The following is a 24,826-nucleotide window of genomic DNA, read 5'->3' as shown; positions in this document are numbered from 1 at the left end:
AATCATGCTTGTCCTATACGCCCGAGAAAAAAAGGACAAATCAACTATCAAGGAGACGATGCATAAACTAAGAAAGGCTGAATGAGAACACTTGAGGAAAAACGGATGGGAGCTGATGATGATGTGTGGAATAACAGGCTGGGCAGACTTTAAAAAGCAGCTCATCCAACAGGATCATGTAATCAATCAAATGACAGATACATTATCTAAAAGAGGGCCAGACGATACAAATACGTGGAAAAGTGAGCACGTTCTATTTGGGCATAAAAGGTTAGCGGTTGTAGATGTAGAAGGCGGAAAACAGCCGATGACATATACACATCAAAACCATGCTTATACCGTTGTATACAATGGAGAGCTCTATAACACAGAAGATATAAGAAAAGAATTGTTAAAAAGGGGCCATCGCTTTCTTGGACATTCTGATACAGAGGTTCTTCTTCACGCCTACACAGAATGGAAGGAAGAGTGTGTGACCCATTTTAATGGTATTTTTGCATTTGTGATCTGGGATAGTGAGCGTGAATTATTATTTGCAGGGAGAGACCGGCTCGGCGTCAAGCCATTTTTCTATACAGAACGTCATCATTCCTTTTTATTTGGTTCGGAAATCAAAGCGCTACTTGCTCACCCTGATATGAAAGCAAAAGTCGATCATGAAGGATTATCGGAGATCTTTGGTTTAGGACCGTCTAGAACACCAGGGCAAGGAGTGTTTAAAGGGGTAAAAGAGCTGAGACCTGCTCATGCTTTGACTTTTTCAAAAGACGGACTGCGTGTGTGGAGATACTGGAATGTCAAAAGCAAGGCGCATACGGACTCACTTGATGACACCGCCCAGCACGTCAAGCATCTCTTTACAGATGCCGTCACAAGACAGCTCGTTTCTGATGTGCCTGTTTGTACATTTTTATCGGGTGGCGTCGATTCGAGTGCCATTACCGCCATTGCCGCTAAGCACTTTGAGAAAATAGGGAAAGCACCGCTTCATACGTATTCGGTTGACTACGAAGGAAATGATCAATTCTTTGAAGCAAGTCAATTCCAGCCGAATGCTGACGGTCCATGGATTGACCGCATGACCAAGGCGTTTCAAACGAATCATCACAGCTGCGTCATTGGACAAAAGGAGCTGGCTGCTTATTTGAAGGAAGCGGTTGAGGTCCGAGACTTACCGGGTATGGCAGATATTGATTCTTCTTTGCTTTGGTTCTGCCGAGAAATTAAAAAGGACTTTGTTGTCGGTTTGTCAGGTGAATGTGCGGATGAAATTTTTGGAGGTTATCCTTGGTTCCATGCGGCAAATGAAACGAATGGTTTTCCTTGGATGAGATCGACGGAAGCCAGAACGCAGCTCTTACAAGATTCGTGGCAAAAGAAGCTGTCACTAAGAGAATATGCACAAAGCAAATATGAAGAAACCGTGGCTGAAACGCCTCTTTTAGATGGAGAAACTGGAGTGGATAAAGCCCGAAGAGAACTTTTTTACTTAAATATGGTCTGGTTTATGACAACGCTGCTAGATCGAAAAGACCGAATGAGTATGGGGGCGAGTCTTGAGGTACGTGTGCCATTTGCAGACCATCGCCTTGTCGAATATGTGTGGAATATTCCTTGGGAAATGAAAATGCATGGAAATCGTGAAAAAGGGGTTTTACGAAAAGCATTAGAGGGAATTTTACCGAATGAAGTGCTTTATCGCAAGAAGAGTCCTTATCCGAAAACACATCATCCAGCCTATACTCAGGCTGTGAAAGAGATGTTAACAGATTGCCTTGCGCAAAAAGATTCTGTCCTTCACGAATTTCTAGATGCACATCAATTAAACCAGCTGATTGAAACGGAAGGAGCCTCCTTTCAAGTGCCTTGGTATGGCCAGCTCATGAAGGGCCCGCAGTTAATCGCTCATCTGGCGCAGATTCATCATTGGTTTGAAACGTATCGAATTGATATAGAAGCGTAATAAAGGGTCGGCTTTCTTACATTTGTTGAAGGGAAGCCGGCTTTTTTAATACATAACATGAGACGAATAGAGCACATCAAAAGTTGATCTAATCTTTCTAATTTGTATAATTAACTTAAAGTGAATTAATTTGGAGGAAAAAGGATAATGAAAATCATTGTGATCGGAGCAGGACCAGGGGGACTTGCGGCAGCTATGATGCTTCAAAGCAAAGGACATGATGTTCAGGTATACGAAAAACAGCCCTTTGTTGGCGGACGTAACTCTAAGTTTCAACTCGGTGATTTCACGTTTGATACGGGTCCTACCTTTCTCAGCATGATTCATATTGCAGAGGAGCTGTTCACCTTTGCTGGTAAAAATCTTTATGACTATATTGATGTGATCGAATTAAAAGAAATGTATAGATTGATTTTTCAAGACGATCAGCTAGATATGATTCGAGATCGTGATGAAATGTATAGACGGTTAGAAGCCTTTGCACCTGGGGAGGGCGAAGGGTATTTACGATTTATGAACGATACAAAGCGCAAAATGGATCAGCTTACACCTATTTTACAAAGTAAAATGGATCGTTTTCATCATTATTTGCGTCCAAAGGTGCTCAAAGCACTTCCGCAGCTTTCATTGAATAAGAGTTTATATGATGTGCTGTCAGATTATTTCTCAAATGAATCAGTGAAATATGCGTTTACATTTCAATCAAAGTATTTAGGCATGTCACCGTGGGAGTGCCCTGGTGCTTTCTCCATTCTATCGTTTATGGAACATGACACAGGTGTTTTCCATCCGAAGGGCGGGGTCAATCAGCTGTCAGAAGCGATGGCAAAAGCAGCGGTTGAAGCTGGAGCGACGATTCATCTGTCAGCTGGCGTCGAAAAATTGCTGACGGAAGGCAGGAAAGTAAAAGGCATTCGCTTAGAATCTGGGGAAAAAATACAGGCAGATGAGGTTGTCGTAAATGGAGACTTTGCACATGTGATGACAAAGCTTGTAGAGCCAGGACTTTTAAAGAAATATAGCGAGAAAAAATTAAAAAAGAAAAAATTCTCATGCTCCACCTTTATGCTTTATTTAGGATTAGATATCATGTATGAGGAGCCGCATCATACCATCGTATTTTCCGATGATTATGCTCAATTTGTCAAAGGCATAACGAAAACGTATGAGCTGCCAGATGATCCTTCTATTTATATTCAAAATGCAAGTGTCACAGATGACTCGCTTGCGCCAAAAGGAAAGTCAGCTCTTTATGTGCTGGCACCTGTTGCCAACAATCAAAGCGGTATTGACTGGGAAGCGCATCAAGATGAATTTAGAGAACTTGTGCTGGACACACTTGAGCGAAAAACCGGTTTTAAGAATGTGAGACAGCATATAGAAGTCGAACGGATGATCACACCGAAGCAATGGGAGGAAGACCTTTACGTATACGAAGGAGCTACATTTAACCTTGGCCACCAGCTGACGCAGATGATGGTCCTAAGGCCGCACAATGAATTTGATGAATTGGACCATTGCTGGCTCGTAGGAGGAGGGACGCACCCAGGAAGCGGGCTGCCGACCATTTTAGAATCAGCACGTATCACGACAAATGCGATTCTTTCAAAAGAGAAACATACGCACAAAACATTGCCGCACCAAGAAAAGGGGAGCGCCTCATGAAAAAACATATATTGATTGCAGGTGGCGGGATTGGCGGGATAATCTCAGCACTTTATTTAAAAAAGGCTGGACATGATGTCACGCTTGTCGAAAAAAATGAGCGACTTGGCGGAAGACTTGCTTTTGTACGTGAGAAAGGATATAAAGTAGATGAAGGTCCGACCATTGTCCTACTTCCTGATATGTTAAAAGGTATTTTACATGAGGTTGGAATGGACGAAGCGTCTCTTGATCTTTTGCAGCTTGATCCGCTGTATACGATTCAATATCAAGATGGAACCTCCTACACGAAGTACTCTGATGCATTTCGTCAGCTAGAGGAAATCAGACGTGTATTTCCAAAAGAAGATCAAGGATTTCTAAGGTTTATGGAAGAAATGACAGACCGTTTTCAAGAAGGGCAGCAAGCCTTTCTAGAGAAATCATTTCATGAAAAACGTACATTTTTTACAAAAGCAAACATGAAGATTTTAATGAAATTAAAGGCGTATCGAACGGTTCAAAGTGCTCTGAAAAAGTATTTCTCAGACGAACGCCTGCGAGATGCATACGCACTGCAAACCCTCTATGTCGGAGGGAACCCGTATGAAGCATCTGCTATTTATTCGCTCGTTTCATATAGTGAGCACGCACATGGAATCTACTATTTAAAAGGCGGCTATGCGAGCTTAGTAGATATACTGGAGAGGCAGCTCATAAAAATGGGTGTGCATATAAGAAAAAATGAAGAAGTCACGGAGCTAGAGTTTGAGGGAAAGCGCGTGGTTACAGCAAAAGTCAGTGACGACCGTATAGCAGCTGATGCATTTGTGATCAACGGAGATTATCCAGCTGCGTTAAAACAGCTTGGTTTAGACGAACAAGATCGGCGTAAATACGTGCCGTCTTCTGGCTGTGTGATGGTGTATCTAGGGTTAAACAAGATGTACCATGATGCGCCTGTTCACCAATTTTTTATGGGCGAACACTTTGATCAGCATATGAAAGAGGTTTTTCAAACGAAGACAATCCCTCAAGATCCGTCGTTTTATACATTTAATCCATCGATCATTGATCCATCTCTTGCCCCGGCAGGCTGTAGTGTTTTATATATGCTGATTCCCGTTCCCTCAGGAGATCATATCAACTGGGAAGAGGAAACAGATTTTGTAGAGAAAATGGTCGATCGTCTTGAGAAAAGAGGCTTTCCAAGATTGCGAGAGTCGATTGTCTGGGAAAAAATCAGAACACCAAATGATTCCTTGCGAGAAGGATTGTTTGAAGGCGGCAGCTTTGGACTTGCGCCTAACTTGTTTCAATCAGGTGTGTTCCGCCCGCAAGTGAAGGTTGCTGAGACGGGCAATCTTTATGCGGTAGGTGCTTCCATCCATCCTGGCGGCGGGGTGCCGATCGTCATGCAAAGTGCAAAGCTGATGGCTTCTGTGCTGTTAAAAGATTTGAATGACAGGAAGGAAGTGAAACTAAGTGGTTGATGTACAAACAGCATTGAAATTGTGTGAGGAGACCATTCAAACCCATTCCAAAACGTTTTACCGTGCCTTTTCCATGCTGCCTAAAAAGAAAAGACAGGCCGTCTGGGCTGTGTATTCCTTTTGCCGGAGAGCAGATGATATTGTAGATGAGTCCCCCTCACCAAAAGAGGAGCTTGCCTCCTTTCGAGAGACGTTTGATCGATTTTTACATGGTGAGGTAGATCGGAATGATCCAATGTGGGTAGCGCTAGAACATACATTTCAAGAGTTTCGTATGGATGAAGCCCCGTTCCGTGACTTGCTCCAAGGTCAGGAGATGGATTTAGAGCAGCACCGGTATGAAACGTTAGATGAACTGCTCATCTATTCCTACCATGTGGCTAGTACCGTTGGACTCATGCTGCTTCCCATTATTGCACCGCGTAAAAAAGAGCAGCTGAAAGAAGCAGCGATTTCATTAGGGATTGGCATGCAGCTGACCAATATCCTTCGTGACATCGGCGAGGATAAGGCTGAAAGAGACCGCATTTATTTGCCAAAGCAAGTCATGGATCAATTCGGATATACAGAGCAAGAATTGCAAGAAGGCATTGTCAATCAAGCATTTCAGCACGTATGGGAGTACATTGCCTTTGAGGCAGAGGCATACTACGAGGAGTTTTTTGACCATCTTCATGAATTCCCGCTTTATTCACGTATATCGGTGAAAGCAGCTGCTCACTTTTATAAAGCCATTTTAGATAAAACAAGAGAAAATGAATACCGCGTGTTTACACAGCGATTATTTATTTCAAATCAGGAAAAAGCACTTATTTTAGAAGATATTACGTAAAAAAGGACTGCACCCGCAGTCCTTTTTATGTGGAAGAAAAGCGATACTCTGTCCATACCCTTGAACGCCACCGCCTATACATAAAGATGCCTCTTACCCATTCATCCACGATAAAAGAAATCCAAACCCCAATGAGACCCATCTCAAGCTGAATGCCTAACAAGTAGGCGATCGGAAGCCCGATGCCCCACATTGAAATCATCGCCATATACACTGGAAACTTCGCGTCACCAGCAGCCCGCAAGGAATTAATAATGACCATATTAAAAGAACGGCCAGGTTCCAAAATAATTGTCAATAGGAGGAGTGTGGCGGCAATTTGGATAATCTCGGTGTTGCTAGTAAAGAAAGCAAGCAAATGCGTCGATGATAAAGATAAAGCAGTGGAAGAAAGAAGGGAGATGCCAATGGCCCAGTATAAGCTTTTCATGCATCTGTGATAGGCAGCATCGAATTCTTTCGCCCCAATATGGCGCCCGATTAAAATTTGTGTCCCTTGGCTAATGGCTGCACCAAACAGCATAATGAACATCATTAAATTTTGAGTATAGACCTTTGCTGCTAATGCCTGCGTCCCCATAAACGTAATAAACAGTGTAATGATCATTTGAGAGCCGTTATAAGAAAGCTGCTCTCCAGCAGAAGGAATCCCGATTTTCAGAAGCTTTTTTAAATGTGTCCGCTGGATGTGAAACATCTTCTTCAGTGAAAAGCGTAATCCAATTCGGCGGCGTACAATGAGGATCATTGCCATTAATCCGATCAACCGAGCAAGTGAGGTAGAAAAAGCGACCCCCATCACACCTAATACGGGGAAGCCAAACGGACCGAAAATGACCAGATAGTTACCGGCAACGTTTAGCAAGTTCATTCCGATGGTGACATACATCGTATCTCTTGTATATCCGTAGCTTTTTAAAATAGCACTATACGTCATAATGAGCGCTTGAATAAAAGAAAGCAGTCCGACAATTTGTAAAAATACCGCCGCATCCGGCATGAGCTCACTTGATAGGCCCATCAGATGTAAAATGGGAACAGCTAATACAAACATGAGAAGACTAATGACAAAGCTAATCAAGAAGTTGGTTCCTAGTGAGACATAGGCGACTTGAGTCGCTTCCTGTCTGCGGCTTGCTCCTAAAAGCTGCGCAATCACAATCGTCGTTCCAGTTGTAATGAAACTGAACATGACAATCAATAAATTCAGGAGCTGGTTGCTTACACCAACTGCGGCAACACTATTATCGGAATATTGGCTGAGCATGAGGGTATCCGCGCTTCCCATGAGCATATATAAAGAGATTTCAATAAAAATAGGCCAAGTTAATGTAAATAATGAAGGATGGGTTTTCTTCCCCCTAGCTTGAATCTTTTGAATTGGCAGTGATTGAGGTTTCATCAATCAACCTCCTTTCGTATAAATCCGATTTATAGTGTACCTTGCATCGACTATAATAAGAAGAGATGAAACCGAAACTTATTGGAGAAATCCGACTTCATAAGGGGATGAATATGAATCGATTTATTACATTTACTGTACCGCCGTTCCCGGTTTATATTGCTTCAGGCAAAGGTGTATTTCATCAAGGAGAAAGACATATCTCTAGAACCTTCACTGTGTTTGATCTTCTTTATGTCACAAAGGGGGAACTATGGATCACAGAAGACAGAGAGGCTCATCACGTAAAAGAAGGAGAATATATCATTCTCTCACCTGGCTTGTCTCATGGGGGACACCTGCCATGCGAAGAAGAAACTCACTATGAGTGGCTGCATTTTTCAATTGATCCATTTGAGTTGACGAATCGGCTGAGAGAACACTGGTTTGATATGAAACAAAATCAAGCCACCTTTGAAAATCCGGCAACATATGAATTTAGCCTGCCTCGTATAGGAAAAGTGAAAGGAAGAAATGTGTTCGAAAAACATCTTTCAGCAATGCGGGCACTAAATGATGACGCGTCTGAACTGCCGCTGAAAAAACAGCTTCAGTTTGAGGAAATGCTCATTCATTTACAAAAAGAAGCATTTCATATTCCAAGTGCAAAGGAGAATGTCGCCTCAGAAGTGGTTCATTATCTTGAGCGTCACTTTATGAAGAAACTACAAATGGAAGAGCTTGCAGAGAAGCTGCATTATCATCCTGATTACATGACAAGGTGCATGCAGACTGTATATGGACTGACGCCAAACCAATACATCAATCGTCTCAAGGTCGAAAAAGCCAAAAGCATGCTTGCCTCAACGAATGATAAAATCGCAGCTATTGCTGATCACGTAGGCATTGACGACCCTACTTATTTTTCTAAACTGTTTCGGCAAAACGAAGGCATGACGCCTATCGAGTACCGTCATCTAGCAAAAAGAACGACAAAGTAAAGGAACGTGAACAGATGAAAAGGGAAAAGGAAGAGCATGTGAGCATACAAGCATTAAACGAAGCCGATTTAGAGATGGTATGGCATTTAAAATTCAAAGCACCAGATCAGTCCTATCGAAAGTGGAATGCCCCATATTTTTATGAACACGAAATCCCGCTTGCTGCATTTAAAAAACGATACTTACAGGACACATCCATTCCGCCAAAGCTATATGGCATTGAAATAGACGGCGAAATCAAAGGCACCGTGTCATATTATTGGGAGAATGAACGTACACGGTGGCTTGAATGCGGCATTCTCATTTATGACTCGCGCTTTTGGAGCGGTGGCGTTGGGACAAAGGCGTTAAGTCTATGGACTGATGAGTTATTTGCTCATATTGATATCCCTCGAATTGGTCTTACCACATGGTCGGGAAATGCACGGATGATGCGGTGCGCAGAGAAATGCGGATTTGTCCTTGAGGGGAGACTGAGAAAGGTTCGTTACTATCAAGGAGAATATTATGATTCGATGCGCTATGGGATGCTGAGAGAGGAATGGAAAAGCCTCCCGCGACAAGCTACTTAACAATGATGAATCATTTTAGGACAAAAGGATCGAATGTTTGAATAAACTGAAGAAGAAGGGGGGCTAAAAAGCATAATAGAGAACATGTAATTACATAAGGAGGAGTTTGAACGTGAGAATTACGGGGTTATTCGTTTCACTTGCTGTTGCCATTTATTTATGGTTTGATGCGCCAAAGCATGATAAAGACAAATGGCTGTGGGCCATTTTAGGTGTCCTATTTAGTACCATCGTTCTCGGTATTTATTTGATCAAGACAGAGAGGAAGGGACTTGGCTGGACAATTCTCATTTTAACGACCTTGTTTTATCTCATGCTGCTCATCTCTGTTTTGATCGGTATCATTCTTTTTTATCAGGTGAGTCCTTCATGGAGAAGGGCTTTTTTCTTTTACCTTTTGCGCAGGCACACCTGCAATAACAATCTTCTCCTCGTGAAAAGAACGGTTTACAACAGCATTTGCTCCGATTGAAATATGATTTGCAATATAGATGTCCCCAAACAGCTTAGCACCAGGGCCAATCCATACATGATCCCCAATGGTTGGCACATCCTTTTCATGATGGTTCTGACCAATATTCACCCCTTGATGAATATCACAAAATGCCCCAATTTTTGCATGCTTGTTCACAATTAAGAGACCCGTATGATTGATTCTAAGGCCAGGGCCGAAGACACCAATCGGAATATCAAAGCCAAGCTGCATGCCTTTCTTTTTATGTAAATAGCGATAAAACCATTTGCGAAGTGTAGCGCCGCTATTAGAATAGTATTCATATTTTCGTAAAATCCTTTGATATTTCCATATATCATCCCCAAACCACTTAGGTCTTTTGCGCTTAATGGCTAATGCTTTCTTATCCTGTGCCAAGTAGTGGTGAAGATCGTGCTTCGTTAAAATCATCAGATCCCTCTCCATTCTCTTTTGTTTCAGAGAAATTATACCATTCTCTTTTGTTTCAGAGAAATTATACCATTATAACCATTTATATCAATATAGAAAGGCGTTTATTTCTTTCTTTTTCTACATCACTTTCATCCAGTTTCCTGTATAAAATAAGAGCTTCGTCATGAGTAGAACAAAAGAACCAGGAAGAATGATTTGTAATTTTTTTCTACATCATTCCGTCTCATCCATTTGATCTCCTTATGGCAGTAGAGGTTTGTAAAAATTACACGAAAATACTCGCTAAAAAGAGAATATAGCATTCATATGCTTTTCGAATCATCTTTTTGAATACAATTGACTTTCATATCTCACATCCTCTAGGCTAGTAAATGAAAATGATAATCTTTATCAATTGGAGGAGTGTTTTATTATGTCCATCAAAACCGTTTCTAAAAATCAGCAATTTTTAGAGCAGCAAAGTCAAAGAGAATCTAATGCAAGGTCTTACCCGAGACGGTTCCCATTAGCCATGCAAAAAGCCGAGGGTATGATCGTGACAGATGCGGATGGCAGAGAGTTTTATGACTGCCTGGCAGGCGCAGGAACACTTGCACTTGGTCACAATCATCCAGTTGTTATAGAAGCTATTGAACGTATGCTTCATGAAAAAAGACCGTTGCATACGCTGGACATAACCTCAGAAATTAAAGAAGAATTTGTGAATGAAATTTTTTCTCACTTGCCAGAAGAGTTTGCAAAAAGAGCCAAAATTCAATTTTGTGGGCCAACTGGTGGTGACGCCATAGAAGCAGCTATTAAATTAGTCAAGACAGCGACAGGTAATCGTTCCATTCTTTCATTCCACGGTGCGTATCACGGTGCGACACATGGCACGATGTCATTAAGCGGGAATTTATCTCCAAAGGAAAGAGTGCAAGGGTTAATACCTGATGTTCATTTTATGCCTTACCCATATGAATATCGCTGCCCATTTGGAATTGGAGGGAAGGATTCGCACCGCATTTCAAGTTCGTATATTGAGCGCGTATTAAATGATCCTGAAAGTGGTATTCTTCCGCCAGCAGGTATGATCTTTGAAGCAGTGCAGGGCGAGGGAGGCTCCATTCCAGCATCTATTGAATGGATGAAGGAAATGAGAAGAATCACAAAAGAAAAAGGGATTCCGCTCATTATTGATGAGGTTCAATCAGGCATCGGCCGAACAGGTAAGATGTTTGCCTTTGAACATGCAGGAATTGTACCTGACGTCATTGTGCTGTCAAAAGCCATTGGTGGAAGTCTGCCGCTTTCAGTTGTGATTTATGATAAAGATTTAGATCAATGGAATCCAGGTGCACACATCGGGACATTTAGAGGGAATCAAATGGCGATGGCTGCAGGAACCGCTACGCTTAAATTTATAAAAGAAACCAACCTGCTTGATCATGTAGAACAGTTAGGAAATCGTATGCAGGCTCACTTAAAAGACATCCAAAAACAAGTACCTGCTCTCGGTGATGTTCGAGGAAGAGGTTTAATGATTGGCGTTGAAGTAGTCAATCCAAATGAGAAACAGGATGTGGACGGAAGCTATCCAGCGAATCCAGAGCTGGCCAGTCTTATTCAAAAGAATTGCTTCGATAAAGGCTTAATTGTGGAGACAGGAGGCCGTTTCGGAAGTGTGATTCGTTTCCTGCCGCCACTCATTATGACAGAAGAACAGCTTGAAAAAGTCATCGCTATTTTTAAAGAGGCCGTGTACGATGCAATCAACTAAAGCTTCTGTAGATTCATTATTTATGAATCAAAGCCAGCTTGGAAGAGAGTCCTTCCAAGCGGCTCTTCATACATCTATCGACAGCTTACTGGAGCAGTGGCAAAAAGACACAGGACCATACAGCGGAATATTGCCTGGGAAATTAGCGGCTAGTGTCGAATCGTTATTCCGATTTCAACCGTCTGGAGAATCAATTGAATCTGTCTTTCAAGATATAAAAGAACATCTTTTGCCGCATTTGATTGATGTATCGCATCCTAAATGCTTGGCACATCTGCATTGTCCTCCGCTCATTCCTGCACTTGCCGCAGAGGTGATGGTGAGTTCCTTTAACCAATCAATGGATTCCTTTGATCAAAGCGGTATTGCTTCTTTGGTTGAGGAGGAAATCCTCAAGTGGCTATGTGCAAAGTTTTCTTATGGCGGCTTAGCAGATGGGACATTTACAAGCGGTGGAACCCAATCTAACTATATGGGGCTGCTTCTGGCGAGAGATGCCTTTTGTGAAAATACATGGCAGTGGAATGTTCAGCAGAAAGGCTTACCAAGTGAAGCTCACCGCATGAGAATTCTTTGCTCTAAAAATGCTCATTTCACGGTGAAAAAATCTGCATCCCAGCTCGGTTTAGGGGAGCAGGCTGTTGTACTGGTCGAGACGGATGAGCATCACCGAATGGACCTCAATGATTTGAAGAAGAAGATGGTTGAATTAAAGGATCAGAACTTGCTTCCTTTTGCGGTAGTAGCGACTTGCGGGACAACTGATTTTGGAAGTATTGACCCGGTTCGAGATGTGTATGACATTGTCAAACCAGACGGTCTGTGGATTCACGCAGATGCTGCCTACGGCGGAGTACTTGTATTAAGCAAAACCTACCGAAGTAAATTAGCCGGTATGGAGCTTGCTGATTCAATCACGATCGACTTTCATAAGCAATTTTATCAGCCGATTTCCTGCGGGGCATTTTTGCTGAAGGATAAAAGACATTTTGGTTTGATCGATTATCATGCAGATTATCTTAATCCAAAGGAAGATGAATTAGATGGTATTCTACATCTCGTCAATAAATCTATCCAAACGACGCGCCGGTTTGATGCTCTGAAGTTACTTCTCTCTCTTCGTCTAATTGGAGAAGAAGGATTTGGTGACATCATTGACCATACCATTCATTTTGCGAAGGATGTGGCCGCGCTTATTGAGAGAAATGATCACCTTGAAGTAATCAATCCTGAGCCAGAAATCAATGCGATTGTGTTCCGATTTAAGGATGAGCACCGAACAGATGACATCAATAAAATCATTCATCGGACATTGTTCAAAACGGGAACTGCTGTCATTGCGAAAACAGTGGTTGATGGCCGAACATGCTTAAAATTCACTTTGTTAAATCCGAGAACGACAATCACACATATTGAGGAAATCCTTTCTGACATCGTTGATATCGGGATCGCTCATATTCAATCCGGGAGGGTACTACGTTGAGTCAATATAAACAAATGGCTGAAAATGCAACTATGCAAAGCTTTTTAAACTGTTTTTTACGTGAAACAGGAATCGATCGATCTGCAAAAAAAGAGACGAGAGCAGATGGCTCGCTTGTATTCATCGCAAAACTAGCAAAGCAAGATCTAGAGCTTGTGATTCCGATCCGATATGTTTCATCTGTTGGCCGCCATCTCTTTGATTTTCCGATTCGCTTCCGTCCGCAAGGCAGTGAACAAGAGGGCGCAATCGCCGATTACACGACACTGGTTGCTCTATGTTCAAAGGAGCTTCTCATTGAATATGGCCGCACAGATGCAGAGGATGAATTCATGCTTCGCATCATTTTAAGCTGCCGAAATATTGAACGATTCTTAAAGGAGCGAGAAAGTGATCGAGCAGCTCTTTCTGAAGCCGATTTTGAGTATATCGAGGCTGAGCAGTCACTTCTTCTTGGACATTTAACGCACCCCACTCCAAAAAGCAGACAAGGGATGACGGAGGAGGAAGAAGCGGTCTATTCTCCTGAGCTGAAAGGGGCTTTCCAGCTTCATTACTTTAAAGCGCACCATTCGATTGTGCTTCAGGATTCGTCTATTGCACAGTCTGCGGCAAGCCTCATGTTAGAAGAGCTCTTGCGCCAGGTACCAGAAGAAACAGAGAGACTGAATACGTTAACAGAAAACGGAGAATATGTGCTCATTCCGATTCACCCGCTGCAAGTCAAAGTGGTCATGGAGAAAGCGTTCGTCCAGCGTTATATAGAGGAAGGGAAACTGACTTATTTAGGACCGCTGGGGTCTGAATACACAGCGACCTCATCCTTTAGAACTGTCTATCAAAAAGATTCTGCTTACATGCTCAAATTCTCTGTTCCTGTGAAAATTACAAACTCCTTACGTGTCAATAAACAAAAGGAACTGGATCGCGGAGTTGAGATGTCTCGCATTTTAAAAACAGAATTAGGCATTTCTTTATACGATAAATTCTCTGGATTCCGGGTCATTGAAGATCCTGCCTATTTATCCATTCAAGGAGAAGAGGCGGAATCTGGCTTTGAAGTAGTCATTCGTCAAAATCCATTTTTGCATCGTGAAAAAGGGGCAAGCTTAATTGCTGGATTATGTCAGGATCATGCGTATGGTGGAAAATCGCGATTAGCAGGGATCATTCATAACCTTGCAGACGCAGAAGGCCGATCAACAGATGCTGTGAGCCAAGATTGGTTTAAGCAATATTTAACCATTTCGTTAGAACCGATGCTCTGGCTGTTTGAAACATATGGTCTTGCACTGGAAGCCCATCAGCAAAATGCTGTTGTGCAAATGAAGGCTGGTTACCCGGACACCTTCTATTATCGTGACAACCAAGGCTACTATTATAGTGAATCGAAAAAGGATAAACTCGCAAACCTTGTCCAAAACTTGAGCGTGAGAAGTGAAACCATTTGTGCAGATGATGTAGCCGTTGAGAGACTGCGTTATTATTTCTTCTTTAATCATTTATTTGGTCTCATTAACGGCTTTGGCACAGAAGGACTGGCAAAGGAAGAAGACTTGCTGGCACTCGTGAGAGACACATTGCTCGCTCATGAGGAAACATACGGGGCATCTGAACTGACAAACAGCCTTCTCCGCTCAAAGGAACTGCCTTCAAAAGCGAATTTGCTGACACGGTTTGAAGATATGGATGAGCTGACTGGATCTCTGGAAACACAGTCTCGTTACACAGCTGTCTTGAATCCGCTCTTTTTACATAAGGAGGCGCTGATTGGATGAGGCATCGTATTAGGTTTATTCGCGCTGAATATGAAAGGGATGTCCGGCTTGTCCACAAGTGGATGCAAGAAGAGTATGTTCACCCATTTTGGCATTTGAATATTCCGTTTCCTGCTTTTGAAAAGCATTTTTATCAGGCGATTCATGATCCGCATCAAACCCTTTATTTAGGAACAATTGATGGGACGCCAATGAGTTATTTTGAGGCATACAACGTCAAAGGTGACATTATTGAATCCTACTATCAGCCTTCTCCGCATGATCAAGGAATCCATCTATTAATAGGGGAGCCGGATTATGTGGGAAAAGGATTTGCGGCCCCGCTGCTTCAGGCAATGACAGCCTTTCAATTTGAGCAGAACAAACGAACAGAAAAAATCGTCGCTGAGCCGGATATTCGCAATGAAAAAATGATCCATGTATTTGAAAAATGCGGATTTGAACGTGTAAAACCAGTCAATTTACCCGATAAAACAGGTCTTTTGATGTTTTGTGATCGAGAACGATTCGAAAGGAAGTATAACCATGACGCGGTTCAACAAGCAAAATAATGTAGTGGATGTAATTGGAATCGGCATTGGTCCGTTTAACCTGGGACTTGCCGCATTATCTGAAGAGGTAAATAATATCGACGCTTTGTTTTTTGAAAGAAGTGAAGCCTTTCATTGGCACCCAGGTATGCTCATTGAAGGGACGACACTGCAAGTCCCCTTTTTAGCGGACCTTGTCAGCATGGCAGATGTGAAAAGCAAATATAGCTTTCTTAACTATTTGCAGGAGCAAAACCGTTTGTATTCATTTTACTTTCTAGAGGATTTTCATATCCCGCGCAAGGAATATAGTCATTATTGCCGCTGGGTCGCAGATCAGTTAGACTCTTGCCGATTTGGCATGAACGTCGAATCTGTCTCATTGATTGAGAAAGCAGGAGAAAAGCGATATGAAGTGCATGTCCGTCATGTGAATGATCAAACCGTAGAGGTATTTGAAAGTAAGCATCTCGTCTTAGGAATTGGTACACAGCCGGCGATACCAGCATCGCTCCAGCCAGCTTTAGGAGAGAAAGTTTTTCACTCTGCTGACTATTTAAAACGAAAGAAAGAAGGCTGTTTTAAAGGGAAATCTGTGACAGTTATCGGCTCTGGCCAAAGTGCGGCAGAAGTGTTTTATGATATTTTATCAGATGATGAGGCAAAGGATATTCACTGGTTCACACGCTCTAAAGGATTTTTCCCAATGGAATATTCAAACCTTGGTCTTGAATATTTCTCTCCAGATTATATTGATTTCTTTTATGAGCTTCCGCAAACAAAAAAGGATGCTTTGTTAAAGCAGCAAGACTTGCTGTATAAAGGCATCAGCTCTGCAATGATCCGTGATATTTACCATTTGCTTTATGAACGTTCTGCCTGCGGAGAGCAGTTGAACACAGTGCTTCAAGCGATGACAGAGGTCAACTTGATTGAGGAAACAGCGGACGGCTTGTCCCTTTCATGCATGCAATGGGTCAAAGAGGACACCTTTACCCATGAGACCGATATTGTTGTGCTGGCGACTGGCTATCAATCGGTACTGCCGCCGTTTATCAACCCAATTTCTCATCACATTCAATGGGACGATCAAGGACGGTTCCAGGTCGAACGTGAATATCGCTTGAAAACTAATACAATGGGTGAAAATGATATTTTTGTGCAAAATGCTGAGCTTCATACACATGGGGTCGGCGCTCCGGATTTAGGGCTTGGCGCTTACCGAAACAGTGTGATTATCAATGAACTTGCTCGTCAAACCGTGTATCCACTTTATCAAAAGCACGTCTTCCAGACATTTGGTACACACAAGAACGTCAACACATTTGAAGAAATCAAAGGTTAAGGAGGATGAAGCGATGAGTGTACAAGATGAATTGAAAAAAGCGGTGAATCCTGCTGCTTGGAAAAAGGCAAACCAGCGAATGGTGGCAAAAATGCTGTCTGAATACATGTATGAGGACATGCTTCATCCCGTGCAGCTAGATCGTAAGGATGGCATCGCTCAGTATGAATTAATCATTCACGAACATAAGAAATATCGCTATCTCGCAAAACCTCGTTTGTTTGATAGTTTTGATACAATCGCTGAATCAATCGAGTGCTGTCAAGACGGAAAATGGTCAAAGGATGTCAGTGCGATTGTGTTTTTACTAGACATTCAGCCGCTCATTCCAATGTCTTCTGATACAACAGGCCATCTTATCAAAGAGCTTCATCATACCCTGTTAGCAGATGTACATTTGCTGTCGAAAAAAGCACTTCGTGCGGATGAACTGACAGATACAGATTACGCGTGGATTGAAGGAGAAATGACAGGCCATCCTTGGATTGTGTATAACAAAGGACGCATTGGGTTCAGTTACGATGACTACCTAGCCTATGCACCTGAAAGGCAAGAAAGTGTGCAGCTGTCTTGGATTGCTGTTCACCGGGACCTTGCGACATTCCATGCGGTCGATCATGAAAATTATGAGCAGGTGATAGCCAAAGAATTAGATGAAGTCACGATCCGTCAATTTCACCGCGTGTTAAAGGATGAAGGATTGAATGCAGCTGATTATTATTTGATGCCTGTTCATAAGTGGCAGTGGACGCATATGATTATTCAGCATTTCCCGGAAGATTTGGCCTTGCGCCGGATTGTGTATGTAGGAGAGGGACTGGATCAATATATCCCGCAGCAGTCCATCAGAACCTTTACAAACATCTCAAATAAAGGCAAGCATCATATTAAACTGCCAATGAGTATTTTAAATACACTCGTGTACCGGGGACTTCCGTCAGAACGGACAGTCATTGCCCCTCGTATTACAGCGCATATTAAAGGGATTGCGGATCAAGACTCATTTTTATCGGATGTCTGCCGCGTGATTTTACCTGGTGAGAATGCAAGTATCAATGTCGATCATCCTTACTACAGCAAACTGCCTGGTGCGCCGTATCAATATCTTGAGATGCTCGGTGTGATTTTTAGAGAAAGCATTTACACGTATTTAGATGAAGGAGAGAGCCCTGTTACACTTGCAGCACTCACTTATGAGGATCATGAAGGTGAGCCATATGTGAAACAGCTGATTGAAAAATCTGGTCTCTCAGCAAAGGAATGGATGGCGAAATTTTTCCATGTTGTGATGCCGCCGCTGCTGCACTTCATGTATCAATATGGCACCGTCTTTTCACCACACGGGCAAAATACGATTCTTGTGTTAAAAGATCATCAGCCGCATCGTTTGGCGATCAAAGATTTCGTTGATGATGTGAATATTAGTGATCAGCCGCTGCCTGAATTGGCTTCACTAGGAGAAGATTTAAAAGAAGTGCTGCGGAGTGAGCCGCCGGAAGGGTTAGTGCAGTTTATCTTTACAGGACTGTTTATTTGTAACCTGCGTTACGTTTCAAACGTGTTAGACAATCATCAGCTGTTAGATGAAACGACACTTTGGCGCTTGCTTGCAGAAGAAATTCAGCATTATCAAAAGCAATTCCCGCAGCTGAAGGACCGTTTTGAACTATTTGATCTATTCCAGCCGAAGCTGACAAAGCTGTGCTTAAATCGTAATCGAATGATTGATTATGGGTACGGAGATGGAGATGACCGCCCGCATGCGTCAGAGCATGGGAAGGTCAAAAATGCACTCGCTCATGTTCTTTCGTCCGCCTGTGAGAAGTAATAGAAAAGCTGTAGACATCAACTGTCTACAGCTTTTTATTTTTTTACGAAAATGCTTGAGAGGCAAGGAAATAAAGAAGTGCGGGATCATTCTGCTTTTCTTTTCCGCGAATCATCATAAAATGCGCTTTGTTTGTTTTCGTAAAACCTGCTTCAACAAGTGATTCATGGAGGCGCTCAGCTGTTTCCTTCTGCATATCTAAACGAATCGCACCAGAATAAGACGAGATGAGCGAACGGATCATAGAGAGAGCTGTAAGTTCATCATTTGCTGTAAGCGGTCCAATCATTAAATTGGCAGGCGTTTCAACGCCAAATGCAAAGCCAGTTGTTTCGTGATGTTCATTCTTTGCAATGATACGCCGTGCTGCCCGGTTCATCCGGTTTTTTAAAAAGCTTGATCGATTTGTACCTGCGCCTTTTTCATCAAGTGCTTCAATGGACGGAAGGTGCGTTTCATCGGCAGGAGACAGGTGAATGTCATCTGACACACGAAGCGCCTCTGGGTTCGGTTTTTGCGCTTTGTAAGTATGAATGTAACCAGCCGTGTGAAACCCGATTTTTTCGTAAACAGGCCGCCCTTGGACAGTAGCGGTTAAAACGACAGGAATGCTTTGGCTTTGATCTAGCAGGGTGTCAATCATTTTCCGTGCAAGACCTAATCCGCGATGTGTCTCAGATACAATGACTGCCCCAATTGACGCCGCTTGATCATATTGGAAAAGTCCTGCACATGAGATGACTTGTCCGTCCGTTGTTGAAAAACCTGTGAAATATCCATTTGTTAAAAGAGATGTGAGTTCTTCCGCATTGTAATCAGGCCAGTGTACCTCTTGAGACAATGCGATGAGATCTGGTATGTCATCAATTGTTAATGCTCGTTGAACAACGTTTGTCATGACACGCAACTCCTTCTTAGCTGAATTCATTTATATGTATCGTACCATAAGAAGCATAGTGTAAAAATTGGTGTTTTCAATCAAAAAAGAACCTCCAATTCCGGAGGTCCTGCATTAATGAACATTAAAATATCGAGCTTCAGGATGAGAAACGACGATCGCTGAAACAGATGCTTCAGGTTCCATCATGAACCCTTCTGTCAGATGGATGCCAATTTTTTCAGGCTGAAGCAGCTTGAACAGCTTTTCTTGGTCTTCAAGATTTGGACAAGCGGGATAACCAAAGGAATAGCGCTGCCCTTGATATTTTGCCTGAAATCGTTTTTCCATTGTGAAATCGACTGGGTCAGGTAAGCCCCATTTGTCACGAATCACTTGGTGGGTTCTTTCGGCTAATCCTTCTGCAAGCTCAAGCGCCAGAGCTTGGACCGCATGCATTTTTAAATAATCTCCTTCTTGCTTAAATTGCTGCGCAACTTCACGTATACGCGCACCAGCTGTGACGGCAAATAAGGCAATATAATCCTTCTCGTTTTCGCCGCTTTTCCGCACATAATCAGAAATAGAGCGGTACGGAAGCTTCTCCTGTCTTGGGAATTGGAACGTTTCAAGGATGCGGTCAGGCGCTGCGGGATCATAAATACGCAGATCATTTCCGTTTGAACTGGCAGGGAAAAATTGATAAACAAATGCAGGCGCAAACCAGTTTTTCTCTCTGCCTTCGTTTAGAAGGTCTGTGACAAGCTGCTTTAATTCCAATGCTTTTTGATGCTGGTTAGCTAACAATGTTTTGACCTTTCCTTTTAATCCAAGGTGGTGACCAATGAGCATTTGTTCATTCACATAAGGCATAATGTGATGCAAATCGATGTCCCGCACATAATGACGTGCCGTATTCTCTGGTGTGAAAATAGGTGCCTGCGGGAGCGCCGCACGTTTTTCTAGTAATTCAATGACAGCTTGTGGCTGCTTTGCTTCTTTCTCTTTAAAAGGAGCCGCTGGCTCTTCTCCGGACATTGTTTGAAACTGAAGAGGATTCGCTTTTAATTCATTGGCTAAAGATAAGCCGTCCATCGCATCTTTTGCATAAAGAACCGGTCCGTCATAATGAGGCGAAATCTTCATTTTCGTAAATTTCCGAGAAAGTGCAGCGCCGCCGACCAAAATGGGAACGGAAATATTCGCTTTTTGTAAATCCTGAGCGGTGAGTACCATTTGCTGAGCTGATTTCACAAGCAATCCTGATAATCCAATCATATCTGGTTTTTCCTTTTGCACAGCTTCGATCAATGTTTGAGGTGTCACCTTGATGCCGAGATCGACCACTTGAAAGCCATTATTGCTCAAAATGATGTCGACAAGGTTTTTCCCGATATCATGGACATCTCCTTTTACAGTTGCAAGTAGAATCTTACCTTTCCCGCTTGCATGCTGCTTTTCCATATATTGCTCGAGATACGATACAGATGCCTTCATGACCTCTGCCGATTGAAGCACTTCCGCCACAATCAGCTCGTTTTGATTAAAAAGACGTCCAACCTCAGCCATTCCCTGCATTAACGGACCATTGATGATATGAAGTGGTGATTCAAATTGCTCTAGAGCAAGGGATAAATCATCGATAAGTCCTTCTTTTGTTCCTTCGACGACGTAGAGTGCCAGCCTTTCATCAAGTGATAAAGAGACCTTTGGTTTTTTCTCCGTTTTCTTTTTGCCTCGGTAAAATTGGGTGAATTCAGCAAGGGTTTGATCATTTGTTTCATAGAGCAGCGTTTCAGCCAGCTTGATTTCTTCCTTTGGAATAGAAGCGAAACGTTCAAGCTTTTCCGTATTCACGATGGCGTAGTCAAGTCCTGCTTGGACGCAGTGATACAAGTAGACGGCATTCAAGATTTCTCTGCCAAGAGGCGGGAGTCCGAAAGACACGTTGCTGATGCCTAAAATCGTCAGGCACTCAGGCAGATTTTCCTTGATCATTTTGATGCCTTTGATCGTTTCTTCGGCAGCGCCAATATACTGCTCATCTCCAGTGCCTACTGGAAAGACAAGTGGATCAAAAATGATGTCACTTGCGGGAATTCCATATTTCTTCGTTAATAGATCATGAGAGCGTACGGCAATCTCGAGCTTTCGTTCTGCTGTTACGGCCATCCCTGTTTCATCGATCGTGCCGACAACAAGTGCACCGCCGTACAGCTTCACAAGAGGGAGAATTTCTTCAAACCGTTCTTCGCCATCCTCAAGGTTAATGGAATTGATGATGGCTTTCCCTTGGGAATACGTGAGCGCCTTTTCAATCACGTGTTTATCTGTTGAATCAATGACAAAAGGGGCTTTGACTTTTTTCATGGCCTCTTGTAAAAAGCCTTCCATGTCAGCTGCCTCGTCACGGTCTGGATCAGCGAGACACACATCAATCACGTGAGCGCCGTTTTTTACCTGTGCGCGAGCAATTTCTGACGCTTCTTCAAATTTTTGTTCCGCAATGAGTCGTTTGAACTTGCGTGAACCAATAACATTGGTCCGTTCTCCTACAAAAAGAGGACGCATTGATTCCTCATACATAAGGGGCTCAATTCCTGATACGGTATGCTGAGACGATTCATGCGCGATGTGACGCGGCTGAATCGTGCGTACTTCATCTGACAAAGCTTGAATATGTGCAGGTGTTGTTCCGCAGCAGCCGCCAACAATATTTAACCAGCCCTCCTTCGCAAAAGCGGCGATTTTTTTAGCAAGAGAAACAGGGGATTCGTGATATTGACCTTCTTCATCTGGAAGACCAGCATTTGGATAGCAGCTAACCGCTGACTTGGCGATGGAGGAGAGCGTGCGGATATGGTCTGTCATAAATTCAGGACCAGTTGCACAGTTAAGGCCGACACTAATTGGTTTCATATGCTCAAGAGAGATATAAAAGGCTTCAATGTCTTGACCAGCTAGGGTAGTGCCCATTGGTTCAATTGTACCTGATACCATGAGTGGTAATTGAATGCCTGCCTGCTGAAAGGCTTCCTGAATGCCTTTGAATCCAGCTTTTACATTCAGCATGTCTTGGCTTGTTTCTAAAAGAAGGGCATCACATTTGCCATCAATCAGGGCGCGGGCCTGCTCTTTGTAGTTGGCGACGAGTTCATCGAAGGTTGTGCCGCCTGTCACAGATAATGTTTTTGTTGTGGGTCCCATTGCGCCTACAACAAATCGAGGCTGCTCCGGCGTGGAGTAACGGTCAGCTTCGTCCTTTGCCAGCTGGGCAGCCCGTACATTGAGTTCATAGGCAAGGTGGCCAAGCCCGTATTCATCAAGGACGAGCTTTGTAGCCCCGAATGTATTTGTTTCAATGAGATCGGCACTTGCTTCAAGGTATTCCCTATGAATCGCGCGGATGATGTGAGGGGCTGTTACATTCAAATACTCGTTACAGCCCTCATACTCTTCTCCGCCAAAGTCTTCTGCTGTGAGATTGGCATTTTGAATCATGGTCCCCATTGCACCATCAAGGACGAGGATGCGTTTCTTTAGCTGTTCAGTGATAGTTGACATGGATGTTTGACTCCTTTTCTTTCTGATGAATGTAGGTGGTCAGTTCTGCTGTTAAATCTGATCGAAGGAAAGGGGTAATTAAATAAATGCCATTAAACAATTCACAGGCTGTATCTAATAAAGAGCGGGCAATCGCTAAGCCTTCTGCTCGCTGCTTTTCCTTATCCTCGCCAGCCTTGGCCATAATGTCACGAATGGAATCAGATAATTTGATGCCTGGAATTTCATGATGAATAAACTCTGCATTTCGGCTGCTTGTTAACGGCATAATGCCAATATAAATCGGTTTATCCAAATGACGGCTCTCCTCATGAATTTTCACAAGCTGTTCCTCAGAATAAACAGGCTGTGAAACAAAATAATCAGCGCCGTATTCGATTTTTTTCTCAAGACGTTTGACCGCTTTATCAATGTGACGAACATTCGGGTTAAACGCGCCAGCTACTGAAAAATTGGTCTTTTTACCAAGCGGCTTCCCTGAGAAAGAAAGACCTTCGTTAAACTGCTTGATCAGCCGGATCAAATCAAAGGAGGTTAAATCGTAAACCGACGTTGCACCTGGGAAATCTCCAATCTTAGATGGATCGCCTGTAATGGCTAAAATATCAGTTAAACCAAGCGTGTCGAGACCCATCAAATGGGATTGAAGCCCAATCAAATTACGATCACGGCACGTAATATGGACAAGTGAACGCATATCAAGCTGCTGTTTCAATAATGCGCCGCAAGCCACATTGCTAATGCGCGGGGTCGCAAGAGAATTATCAGCTAATGTCAAGGCATCAATGCCTGCATTCTTTAATTCATTTGCAGCGACGAGAAATTTTTCGAAGTTCAGCTTCTTCGGCGGATCAAGTTCTACAATAATCGTCCGTTTTTCCGCAGCGAGCTCATCAAGACCTGGTTCAGTCCGCTGATCTTGAATCGAAATGATTTCTTCTTTTAATACTTTCACTTCTTTTTCAGTGATCGGCGCTAAATCCTTGACCGCTTCAGCCATTGCGTGAATATGCTGAGGTGTTGTTCCGCAGCAGCCGCCGATAATACGTGCGCCTTGATTTCTAAACTCAAGTGCACTTTTTCGAAAATAATCGTTATCTGTATCATAGACGAGTCTGCCTTCTTCAAGAGAGGGAAGACTGCTGTTAGGATAGACTGATAAATGGGAATTTTCTAAAATCGGTACGCCTTCGAGTGCCTGAATCATATGATAAGGGCCCAGCCTGCAGTTGATGCCGACGACATCTGCGCCAAGAGAGGACAATTCAGATAAACCATCCTTGAGCGGGGTTCCATCCTGCAAAACACCTTGTTCATGCATGGAGACGTTCATGACAATCGGGAGAGGCGTTTCTTTGCGTGCAATTTGGAGAACGGCCTTCGCTTCTTCCATGTCATAGTACGTTTCTAGCAATAATCCGTCAGGCTGTTCATTTAATAGAATGTACAGCTGCTCTCTAAAGCTTCGTTTAATTTCTTCAATAGAGTAGGCATTTTTGTTAAATGTTCGAATGCCGCCGATCGTTCCGAGTACATAAGCGGAGCCTGCGGCTGCTTTTGCGATTTGTACGGCCTTTGTATTGATGCGCTTTGTTTCTTCCTCTAAGCCGTAGCGGGATAGTTTAATATAATTCGCACCGTACGTATTTGTTTGGATGATGTCAGCACCAGCCTGCACATATGCCTCATGCACGCGCTTTACTTCCTCTTCTTTCGATAAATTTAATTCTTCAAAGCAGCGGTCAATGCCGTAAGAGTATAAAAGTGTTCCCATTGCACCGTCAGCAATCAGTACGCGGTTTTGTAAGTCTTGTAATAGGCCCATTGGTTTCCTCCTTATTTCTATGTAACAAAAAAAGCCTTCTGATA

General features: G+C 43.0%; 17 protein-coding genes and 1 pseudogene. 13 read left to right on the top strand and 5 right to left on the bottom strand.

Going from position 1 to position 24,826, the window contains the following annotated elements; translation table 11 throughout:
• The first annotated feature begins 121 nt into the window (after window positions 1-121).
• The 4 genes from asnB (at window position 122) to ACSSTM_RS06720 (ending at window position 5,932) form a co-directional block, all read left to right on the top strand.
• Window positions 122-1,963: an asparagine synthase (glutamine-hydrolyzing) gene (asnB, locus tag ACSSTM_RS06735; protein WP_034663432.1), complete on the top strand. Its 1,842-nt coding sequence runs from the start codon at window positions 122-124 to the stop codon at window positions 1,961-1,963.
• A gap of 147 nt (window positions 1,964-2,110) precedes the next feature.
• The gene (locus ACSSTM_RS06730; RefSeq protein WP_034663429.1) at window positions 2,111-3,628 is read left to right on the top strand and encodes a phytoene desaturase family protein; all 1,518 of its coding nucleotides are present in this window, start codon (window positions 2,111-2,113) and stop codon (window positions 3,626-3,628) included.
• Window positions 3,625-5,100 (top strand): phytoene desaturase family protein, encoded by a 1,476-nt coding sequence (locus ACSSTM_RS06725; protein ID WP_034663425.1) that lies wholly within the window; start codon window positions 3,625-3,627, stop codon window positions 5,098-5,100. The genes ACSSTM_RS06730 and ACSSTM_RS06725 overlap by 4 nt, the downstream gene beginning before the upstream one ends.
• Window positions 5,093-5,932, top strand: a complete 840-nt coding sequence (locus tag ACSSTM_RS06720) for a phytoene/squalene synthase family protein (protein WP_034663422.1) — start codon at window positions 5,093-5,095, stop codon at window positions 5,930-5,932. The genes ACSSTM_RS06725 and ACSSTM_RS06720 overlap by 8 nt, the downstream gene beginning before the upstream one ends.
• 25 nt (window positions 5,933-5,957) lie before the next feature.
• On the opposite strand, the gene ACSSTM_RS06715 is transcribed toward ACSSTM_RS06720, so the two are convergent.
• Window positions 5,958-7,334 (bottom strand): MATE family efflux transporter, encoded by a 1,377-nt coding sequence (locus tag ACSSTM_RS06715; RefSeq protein ID WP_437404106.1) that lies wholly within the window; start codon window positions 7,332-7,334, stop codon window positions 5,958-5,960.
• A gap of 113 nt (window positions 7,335-7,447) precedes the next feature.
• On the opposite strand from ACSSTM_RS06715, the gene ACSSTM_RS06710 reads away from it, so the two are divergent.
• The 3 genes and pseudogenes from ACSSTM_RS06710 to ACSSTM_RS06700 form a co-directional block, all read left to right on the top strand.
• Window positions 7,448-8,314 (top strand): AraC family transcriptional regulator, encoded by an 867-nt coding sequence (locus ACSSTM_RS06710; RefSeq protein WP_034663414.1) that lies wholly within the window; start codon window positions 7,448-7,450, stop codon window positions 8,312-8,314.
• A 14-nt stretch (window positions 8,315-8,328) separates the two neighbouring features.
• On the top strand, window positions 8,329-8,886 hold the full coding sequence (locus tag ACSSTM_RS06705) for a GNAT family N-acetyltransferase (RefSeq protein WP_034663411.1): 558 nt from the start codon (window positions 8,329-8,331) through the stop codon (window positions 8,884-8,886).
• A 112-nt stretch (window positions 8,887-8,998) separates the two neighbouring features.
• Window positions 8,999-9,256: pseudogene (locus tag ACSSTM_RS06700) on the top strand (hypothetical protein); the annotation flags it as partial.
• Here the strand turns inward: ACSSTM_RS06700 and ACSSTM_RS06695 are convergent.
• Window positions 9,254-9,790, bottom strand: coding sequence for a serine O-acetyltransferase (locus ACSSTM_RS06695; protein ID WP_268496199.1), 537 nt, complete (start codon window positions 9,788-9,790; stop codon window positions 9,254-9,256). The pseudogene ACSSTM_RS06700 and the gene ACSSTM_RS06695 overlap by 3 nt on opposite strands.
• Window positions 9,791-10,205: 415 nt before the next feature.
• On the opposite strand from ACSSTM_RS06695, the gene ACSSTM_RS06690 reads away from it, so the two are divergent.
• Genes ACSSTM_RS06690 through ACSSTM_RS06665 form a run of 6 tightly spaced genes read left to right on the top strand, consistent with a single transcriptional unit; the run spans window position 10,206 to window position 18,516 of the window.
• Complete coding sequence (locus ACSSTM_RS06690; protein ID WP_034663402.1) at window positions 10,206-11,552, top strand: aspartate aminotransferase family protein; 1,347 nt, start codon at window positions 10,206-10,208, stop codon at window positions 11,550-11,552.
• Entirely contained in the window at window positions 11,539-13,035 is a 1,497-nt protein-coding gene (locus ACSSTM_RS06685) for a pyridoxal phosphate-dependent decarboxylase family protein (RefSeq protein ID WP_106037870.1), read from the top strand. Before ACSSTM_RS06690 ends, ACSSTM_RS06685 begins: the two co-directional genes overlap by 14 nt.
• On the top strand, window positions 13,032-14,813 hold the full coding sequence (locus tag ACSSTM_RS06680; RefSeq protein WP_095285001.1) for an IucA/IucC family protein: 1,782 nt from the start codon (window positions 13,032-13,034) through the stop codon (window positions 14,811-14,813). Before ACSSTM_RS06685 ends, ACSSTM_RS06680 begins: the two co-directional genes overlap by 4 nt.
• On the top strand, window positions 14,810-15,364 hold the full coding sequence (locus tag ACSSTM_RS06675; RefSeq protein ID WP_034663394.1) for a GNAT family N-acetyltransferase: 555 nt from the start codon (window positions 14,810-14,812) through the stop codon (window positions 15,362-15,364). Before ACSSTM_RS06680 ends, ACSSTM_RS06675 begins: the two co-directional genes overlap by 4 nt.
• A complete protein-coding gene (locus ACSSTM_RS06670) occupies window positions 15,339-16,688 on the top strand; it encodes a lysine N(6)-hydroxylase/L-ornithine N(5)-oxygenase family protein (protein ID WP_106037869.1) in 1,350 nt (449 codons plus the stop codon). Before ACSSTM_RS06675 ends, ACSSTM_RS06670 begins: the two co-directional genes overlap by 26 nt.
• A gap of 13 nt (window positions 16,689-16,701) precedes the next feature.
• The gene (locus tag ACSSTM_RS06665) at window positions 16,702-18,516 is read left to right on the top strand and encodes an IucA/IucC family protein (protein WP_106031488.1); all 1,815 of its coding nucleotides are present in this window, start codon (window positions 16,702-16,704) and stop codon (window positions 18,514-18,516) included.
• A gap of 43 nt (window positions 18,517-18,559) precedes the next feature.
• Here the strand turns inward: ACSSTM_RS06665 and ACSSTM_RS06660 are convergent, their stop codons facing one another.
• The 3 genes from ACSSTM_RS06660 to ACSSTM_RS06650 all read right to left on the bottom strand — a co-directional run bounded on the left by ACSSTM_RS06660 (window position 18,560) and on the right by ACSSTM_RS06650 (window position 24,782).
• Window positions 18,560-19,414, bottom strand: coding sequence for a GNAT family N-acetyltransferase (locus tag ACSSTM_RS06660; RefSeq protein WP_106037868.1), 855 nt, complete (start codon window positions 19,412-19,414; stop codon window positions 18,560-18,562).
• A gap of 114 nt (window positions 19,415-19,528) precedes the next feature.
• Entirely contained in the window at window positions 19,529-22,957 is a 3,429-nt protein-coding gene (metH, locus tag ACSSTM_RS06655) for a methionine synthase (protein WP_437404105.1), read from the bottom strand.
• Window positions 22,941-24,782, bottom strand: coding sequence for a bifunctional homocysteine S-methyltransferase/methylenetetrahydrofolate reductase (locus tag ACSSTM_RS06650; protein WP_034663380.1), 1,842 nt, complete (start codon window positions 24,780-24,782; stop codon window positions 22,941-22,943). Before ACSSTM_RS06650 ends, metH begins: the two co-directional genes overlap by 17 nt.
• Window positions 24,783-24,826: the final 44 nt, after the last annotated feature.

Origin of the sequence: Bacillus sp. RK1064, from assembly GCF_051488405.1 — a bacterium.
Classification (GTDB): Bacteria; Bacillota; Bacilli; order Bacillales; family Bacillaceae; genus Bacillus.
Note: the sequence above shows the minus strand (reverse complement) of the source record. Positions and strands in the feature narration are given on the sequence as shown.